Below are 7,098 nucleotides of genomic sequence, written 5' to 3' on the forward strand. Positions count from 1 at the left end.
ACTGGAAAGCTAGTAGCCTGGAACGGAAATCACCTTCATTTTGACTAAAGATTCACAAAGAGTCACTTGGCCATTTAGTATTTCAACACTATGAAACACCTTTTGTTGAAGCACAAAAGGTGTTTTTTATACCAAGCAACCTACCACTGATTTATCGTCTTATCTGTAAGGATGTTTCTATTATTTTATCTAGTAGGTTTGCATAGCCTATTCCCGCCCCAAGTGCGCTTTTTGGGAGTAGGCTGTTTTTTGTCATACCTGGTAATGTATTGACCTCCATTACGTATGGAATGCCATCTTTGATTAACATATCAATTCTAGCATAAACACTGCATTTTAAAGCGTTATAGCTGGCTATTGCAGCTTCCGAAACACGTTCATGTATGGCAGTCGGAAGTTCAATTACCTCCTCCATTGTAGAAGCATCATTATATTTCGCCTCATAGTCAAAAAACTGTGCGGTATGTCGAATCGACAATATTGGTAATAGCTCACCACCCATGATCGAACAGGTTATTTCCTCCCCCTCAATAAACTTTTCGATAATAATTTCAGTATCCCATTTGAATACTTCTGAAACCGCAGATACTAAGGCATCTTTATCATTTACTATTTTAACCCCTACACTGGAGCCTCCCGAATTTGGTTTTATTACTAACGGATATCCCATTTTATCCACTTCATCTAGCTGCAGCTCCTCCATAGTCGAAAGATGGAGCCAATCTGGCGTTTCAATTCCTTCATAACGAAGAATTTTTTTCGATATATTTTTATCCATACAAATACCACTTGCTAGCATACCACTGCCAGTATACGGCACATCTAAGGTCTCAAGTACACCTTGTATCGTGCCATCTTCTCCAAATTTGCCATGAAGCGCTAACAGAGCAATATCAATGTTTCTCACTTTCTCTATAAGCTCTGTTTTGTCGTGTAGTTCAATTGCGACAACTTCATATTTATTTTTATCTAAATGGGCAATCATTTCATTCCCTGTCATGATAGAGACCTGCTTTTCAGAGGAAATTCCACCCATAATAACGCCAACTCGCATATTTTCAACTCCCCATTTCATTTTTCAATGTATCTCCAATAATCTTAATGCCATGGACAATATCCTCTTCTTTTAACCGAGAAAAACCTAATCGAAAAGTATTACTACCTTCGCCATTGCTATAAAAAACATCCCCGGGATAAAAAACAACCCCTCTTTGATAGCACTTTTCCAATAGTGTACGAGCATTTATTCCTTGCTCTAACTCAATAAAGAGATGAAGGCCACCATCTCCAGTCATTCTTTTAAAGGGAATGTATTGTTTGCAAGCTTGACGGGCTAGTTCATATTTTTTCTTATAGACTGACTTAGCCTTTTTTAAATATTTTTCGAAATAGCCATCCTGTAAATATTGATAAAGTACAGCTTGATCTAATGTTGATGTATGAATAGTTCGTGCCCTTTTCACACTTTCCAAGCAATGAATAAGCTCCCTATCTGCTAAAATCCAGCCAACCCGTAAGCCTGGAAAAAGAATTTTTGAAAAGCTACTGATATATATAACATTGTTACCTGCACCAATAAAGGTTATTAGCGGTGCTAGATGAGAGCCTGAATAACGTAATTCCTCATTAAAGCCATCTTCTACAATCGGAATTTGATAGTTAGAAAAAAGGCTAATGATTTCAGCCCTTTTTTCAGAGGAGGTCACAATTCCTGTGGGATTATGATAGGATGGAATCAAATAAGCAAAATCGAAATCCTTTGCTGCCAAGCTTTTTTCAACCTGATGTATATCGATACCATCATCCCTCATGTCAATTCCATGGATATCAAAGCCATGCAAGCGAAAAAGCTTTAATGCGGCGTGATGAGTAGGATTTTCGCAAATCACACGCCCAGATTTTTTAGCAAAGGAAGATAGCAAAATGTCCAAACCCTCTGTAAAGCCATTCGTAATTAAAATATCCTTATTGGAAATATCGACACCCTTCCTTTCCATATAGTGAAGAAGGTACTCGATTAGCGGTTTATAGCCCTTGGCGTAACCGTAATTCAATACGATATCTCCTTCAAGGGACATCCGAGTTAAAAAGGCTCTTTTGAAATTTTCCACATCAAAAAGCTTTTCTTCTGGGGCAACACTGTTGAAGGAAATCATGCCTTTTTCCCAGTGAATATCCTCCTGCTTCATCAAATCTAATTCATCAGCTAATAAAGTAACCTTATTAAGCCTCTCCCTCCAATGAAGCTCCACGGATGTGTTTTTCACTGTTACGACCTTTCCTACAAAATTCCCTTTTCCTTTCACTGCATAGATGATGCCATCTTGCTCTAAATCTGCATATGCATTCAGTACTGTATTTCTACTGACCGATAATAATTTACTAAGTTCACGGGTAGATGGAAGCTTCTGATGCTCCAGCAGATGTCCCTTGACAATCATTTCTTTTAAATAATCCTTTAATTGAATATAAACAGGACGATCATCCACAAGCTTAAAATCATTAAACACTTCCTGACCCCCTTGCTTTATTTTTGCATAACTGTTTCTAACCCAAAAGGTCCACAGCATATCGAATTTTCTTTAGTAGTGGTTGCTACTTTTCCTAATTTTAATCTAAAAAACCTTCTGTTGCTGACATTGACAAAAGTAAGGAAGCCATTCGTAGTATTTTCCGAATGGCTTTTTCATAGCATTAGAATTATGAATAAGATTTCTAAAAATGTCAGTATATTTTCCCATTTACATCACAATTAAATTCAATGGTGAATGCTTTTTCGAAATGTAAACCATTATAGTCAAAATTACCTTCAATACGAATTCTATAGGTTCTACCACCATCTATTAAAGAAACCCTATAGGATGTTTGCTCCCACGTGCCCCTTGGATAAGTCAGCTTTGTAGAGATATTGTCAGCTTTTATAAACAATTGCCGATCGTAAATCTCATTATATTGTGTCTCAAAATGTCCTGTAACTTCTATGGTTTTCAAAATATCCGGGAAGTAAATATAAGTTGTTTTAGTTGTACTGCCATCTGCATTGGTAATTACAGGTTCCGGTGTTATTAACATATTATCAATTTTCTCACGTTCTGTAGCCAAGTGCTCCTCTAACCATGATTCAACGTCATTTTCAAATTGTTGTGGTGTAATCCAATATTCATCTTTAAATTCCTCTATTGGTGAAACACCAAAGGATAAACCTACTTTTTTCTGCATCGCTCTATCTATAATCTCTAAATATTGCTCATAATATTGTCTTTTTTCTTCATCCGTAAGCGAAAGCGGTTCTTTTGGAGGTTCTTCCACAGACTGTGCTGATGGCTCAATATTTTGCTGTTGCCCTTCATCCGTAATAGCCATTGAGGTATCATTTGAGGGCGGGCTAGCTTTTTCTACCGATTGAATTGTAGGTAGTAGGCTAATTCCTATTAGAATTGCAGCTATTATTGAAACAATTAAGGGCTTAACATGATACTTAGGTTGATCGGACTTGTGTATTTTTGTACGAATATTTGCCTTTTCCTTCTCTGATAATTTTATAGAAGCAGGAAGAGATCGCTCCAGTTCTTGTTTAATATTCATATTCAATTTCTCCCTCCTCTATCGTTATTTTTGCTAATTTTCTCCCCCGTGCTAGCCGTGTTTTTATTGTGTTAGGAGAGCATTTTAAAACATCAGCCATTTCAGTAATTGAAAGTTCAACATAATAATGTAGCCATAATACTTCTCGGTATTTAATTGGTAAAGAGCTCACTAGTTCGCCTATTGATTGATTTTGCTCCTTCTGCAAATAGTCCACTTCAAGGGATTCGCGCTTTAACCACGTCCTTACTTTTTCCGTCACTTCCAATTTTCTATAGTGCCAGCTTTTTAAATAATTTTGACACTCGTTCACAGCTATTCGGTATAAATACGTTTTTATGGAGGAACGCCCTTCAAAGGTCTCTAAGCTTTTATAAAATTTAATAAAGACATCCTGTACAATATCTTCTGTTTTCTGTAATTCTTTTACATATGTATAAACCAACCGCTTTAAATAATCACCATGTTGCTCCATCGCCTCATACAGCAATTGCTCTTTGTCATCACTAGTCAAAGCATAACCTCCCCTCTTATAAAGTTAGACAAGCCTGGAAATGAACTGGTTTCATTTTATCAAAAGGAAAATACTCTCTTTTTCTATGGTATAGTATGTTTATGGTTAATTTTTCTAAGATTGAAAGGGGCTACGAAATGGAAGAGATTTTAACGATTTCGAATTTAACGAAAAGTTATGGGAACAAGGAAATATTAAAGGGGATTGACCTCCATGCATCTAGAGGAGAAATTATAGGCTATATTGGCCCTAATGGTGCTGGTAAAAGCACAACTGTGAAAATAATTTTAGGGCTAGAGGGTGACTATGGTGGAGATATCAGGCTCTTTGGAGAGAGCATTAAAGAAAATCAACTAGCCTATAAACGAAGAATTGGTTATGTGCCAGAAATCGCTGATGTTTATGATAATTTAACAGGCTATGAGTATTTAACCTTTATTGGACAGTTATACGGACTTGATTTAGAAGTAGCTGCTGACAAATCAAAGTCCCTAATGGAATTGTTCGGTGTTGGAGAAGCCTACCACGCTAGAATTTCCTCTTATTCTAAGGGAATGCGACAAAAGCTATTAATTATTGCCAGTCTATTACATAATCCAGACATCCTATTTTTAGATGAACCTATTAATGGCTTAGATGCAAATAGTGTCATGATTTTTAAGGAAATCTTAACACAGTTAGCTGCCCAAGGAAAAACGATATTCTATTCATCCCACATTATGGATGTCGTAGAGAAAATCAGTAGCCGAATTATCCTGTTGTACGACGGGAAAATTGCTGCTGATGGTACGTTTGCGGAGCTGCAAGCAGAGAATACAGAGGGAACACTGGAAAGAATATTCAATCAATTGACAGGCTTCCATGAACATCAGGAAATTGGTGAGAAATTTGTTTCCATTGTACAAGAGGTACGATGATGACAGATTTTAAAACCCTACAGTTGCTTGATAAATTCCGATTTATTTTTATCAAATTGGGCATTGATTATGACATGATGAGGAGAATCCTCCATGTAAAATTAACAATGGATGAGCGTAAGGTACCGACAATATTTAACCAGAACAAGAAGAAGGAAGATCAAAAATACGGCTATATTAAGTCCTTATGGATTTATGTTTTGTTCGGGCTAATACTTATTCCACTGATGAGCTTTGGTCAAAATTATCTTTTCCAGATGAGTATTTCATATGCCATGATTATTTTTTTAATTATGACATCCTTGATTTCGGACTTTTCATCAGTCCTACTGGATGTACGCGACAGAAGTATCCTATCGACTAAGCCAATCTCTACAAAAACGATTAATGCCGCAAAGTTTATGCATATTTTCATCTATTTAACTTATTTAACAGTGGCATTAACAGCCATTCCACTTGTCGTCAGCCTCATCAAACAAGGCCTTGCATTCTTTATTTTAACAGTGTTTGAAATTTTTCTAATCAACCTATTTATTGTAGCGCTTACCGCCATTCTCTATATGATGATTCTACGATTCTTTGATGGAGAAAAGCTGAAGGATATGATCAATTATGTTCAAATTGGACTATCCTTAATGCTGATGATAGGCTATCAAGTACTGATTAGATCCTTTGAATTTGTCAATTTAGATATGACGATAGTATTTCATTGGTGGAGTATTTTCCTTATACCAATGTGGTTCGCTGCTCCCTATGAGTTGCTATTAAATGGTAACCAATCCTTAATGACTATAGTTTTTTGTTTGCTAGCAATCATCATACCTATTATTTCAATATGGCTATATATCAAACTAGTGCCAACCTTTGAACGTAATTTGCAAAAATTATTAAATACAAGTAAATCAAAAAAAGAAAGAAAGAATCGTCTAAAGACATTTTTGTTAAACATCATTTGTGGAACTAATGAAGAAAGAGCTTTCTACCGCTTCGCCTCCCTGATGATGAAACAAGAGCGAGAGTTTAAACTAAAAGTATATCCATCTTTAGGCTTTTCCTTTGTCATTCCATTCATTTTTATGTTTACTTTTTCTAGGTCTGAGGAAGTTGATTATTCTGTTAGCATGAGCTATTTAAATATCTATTTCAGCATGATAATTATTCCGTCAGCTGTGCTTATGCTTAGTTATTCAGCGAAATATAAAGCTGCTTGGATTTATAAGGTCTTTCCACTTAAAGATTATACAGACCTAAAAAAAGGTAGCTTAAAAGCATTTTTGATTAAATTGTATATTCCATTATATATTGTACTAAGCCTCATTTTCTGCTTCATCTACGGTCCGAGAATTATTCCAGATTTACTGATTGTTTTAGTGACGAGCTGCTTGTACACCGTCATTTGTTATATCACTATAGGAGGTAACATTCCTTTCACAAAGCCCTTTAATGATATTGGCGATGCCCAGAGCTGGAAATCTCTTATATTACTTCCTCCGTTAGGTGCTCTAGCGGGATTGCATTACTTCCTGGCAGCTCAAGTTTCTTATGGAGTATTAATTTATTTATTCGTGCTTGTCATCACGAATTTCTTTCTATGGAAACTTGTATTTAAGCGCACATAAAAGACTTGAGCCTAGATTACTGGGCTCAAGCCTTTTTATTTTAAAAAACTTTCTTCTCATATATACGAATAGATAATAGCCATGATCCAATATATAAAATAACAGTTGTAAGAATAGCTAAGAAATACATTTGCGCTTCTTGTAAAGTCAAGAACTTTCGTGCTAGTTCTCTTAATATATCATTTATAGGAACTAGTAAACTAATTGTTAACATATAGATACCCAATAAAACACCTAAAGCAATCAATAAATAATGCGTTTTAAATTTATAGGAGATTGGAAACATGAATGATATAGCGACCATAACTAGACCAATAATAAACAACATTTCTTTCCATATAAAAAGATCCCCTTTTCCATTTATGAGGAAATCCCCCGCATAAATCATGAAAACAAATATTGTTGTAAATATCAGTGAACCTATATATTTTGAACTGACAATTTCCTTTCTCGTATATGGTAG

7 protein-coding genes are annotated in these 7,098 nt (G+C 35.6%); 2 read left to right on the forward strand and 5 right to left on the reverse strand.

Going from position 1 to position 7,098, the window contains the following annotated elements; translation table 11 throughout:
• Positions 1 to 151 precede the first annotated feature (151 nt).
• The 4 genes from B2R82_RS18705 to B2R82_RS18720 all read right to left on the reverse strand — a co-directional run bounded on the left by B2R82_RS18705 (position 152) and on the right by B2R82_RS18720 (position 4,099).
• Positions 152 to 1,054 carry a D-alanine--D-alanine ligase gene (locus B2R82_RS18705; RefSeq protein ID WP_286926387.1) on the reverse strand — a complete coding sequence of 301 codons (903 nt, stop codon included), beginning with the start codon at positions 1,052 to 1,054 and terminating at the stop codon, positions 152 to 154.
• A gap of 4 nt (positions 1,055 to 1,058) precedes the next feature.
• On the reverse strand, positions 1,059 to 2,510 hold the full coding sequence (locus tag B2R82_RS18710; protein WP_286926374.1) for a PLP-dependent aminotransferase family protein: 1,452 nt from the start codon (positions 2,508 to 2,510) through the stop codon (positions 1,059 to 1,061).
• Between the two features lie 214 nt (positions 2,511 to 2,724).
• Positions 2,725 to 3,585: a hypothetical protein gene (locus B2R82_RS18715; RefSeq protein ID WP_286926375.1), complete on the reverse strand. Its 861-nt coding sequence runs from the start codon at positions 3,583 to 3,585 to the stop codon at positions 2,725 to 2,727.
• Positions 3,575 to 4,099 (reverse strand): sigma-70 family RNA polymerase sigma factor, encoded by a 525-nt coding sequence (locus tag B2R82_RS18720; protein WP_054771276.1) that lies wholly within the window; start codon positions 4,097 to 4,099, stop codon positions 3,575 to 3,577. Before B2R82_RS18720 ends, B2R82_RS18715 begins: the two co-directional genes overlap by 11 nt.
• A 137-nt stretch (positions 4,100 to 4,236) precedes the next feature.
• Between B2R82_RS18720 and B2R82_RS18725 the strand changes: the two genes are divergently transcribed.
• Together B2R82_RS18725 and B2R82_RS18730 are read left to right on the forward strand one after the other, a co-directional pair.
• Positions 4,237 to 5,016: an ABC transporter ATP-binding protein gene (locus B2R82_RS18725; RefSeq protein ID WP_283870003.1), complete on the forward strand. Its 780-nt coding sequence runs from the start codon at positions 4,237 to 4,239 to the stop codon at positions 5,014 to 5,016.
• Positions 5,016 to 6,635: a hypothetical protein gene (locus B2R82_RS18730; protein WP_286926376.1), complete on the forward strand. Its 1,620-nt coding sequence runs from the start codon at positions 5,016 to 5,018 to the stop codon at positions 6,633 to 6,635. Before B2R82_RS18725 ends, B2R82_RS18730 begins: the two co-directional genes overlap by 1 nt.
• A gap of 40 nt (positions 6,636 to 6,675) precedes the next feature.
• Here B2R82_RS18730 and B2R82_RS18735 read toward each other — a convergent pair.
• The coding region (locus tag B2R82_RS18735; protein WP_286926377.1) for an ABC-2 transporter permease at positions 6,676 to 7,098 on the reverse strand (423 nt) is incomplete at its 5' end.

It is taken from the genome of Lysinibacillus sp. UBA6686 (genome assembly GCF_002455205.1).
GTDB classification, from domain to species: Bacteria; Bacillota; Bacilli; order Bacillales_A; family Planococcaceae; genus Lysinibacillus; species Lysinibacillus pakistanensis.

Excerpts from the sequence above, each read along its gene's own strand:
- B2R82_RS18705 (WP_286926387.1), bottom strand. The coding sequence starts at position 1,054 with ATGCGAGTTGGCGTTATTATGGGTGGAATTTCCTCTGAAAAGCAGGTC.
- B2R82_RS18715 (WP_286926375.1), bottom strand. The coding sequence starts at position 3,585 with ATGAATATTAAACAAGAACTGGAGCGATCTCTTCCTGCTTCTATAAAA.
- B2R82_RS18725 (WP_283870003.1), top strand. The coding sequence starts at position 4,237 with ATGGAAGAGATTTTAACGATTTCGAATTTAACGAAAAGTTATGGGAAC.
- B2R82_RS18730 (WP_286926376.1), top strand. The coding sequence starts at position 5,016 with ATGACAGATTTTAAAACCCTACAGTTGCTTGATAAATTCCGATTTATT.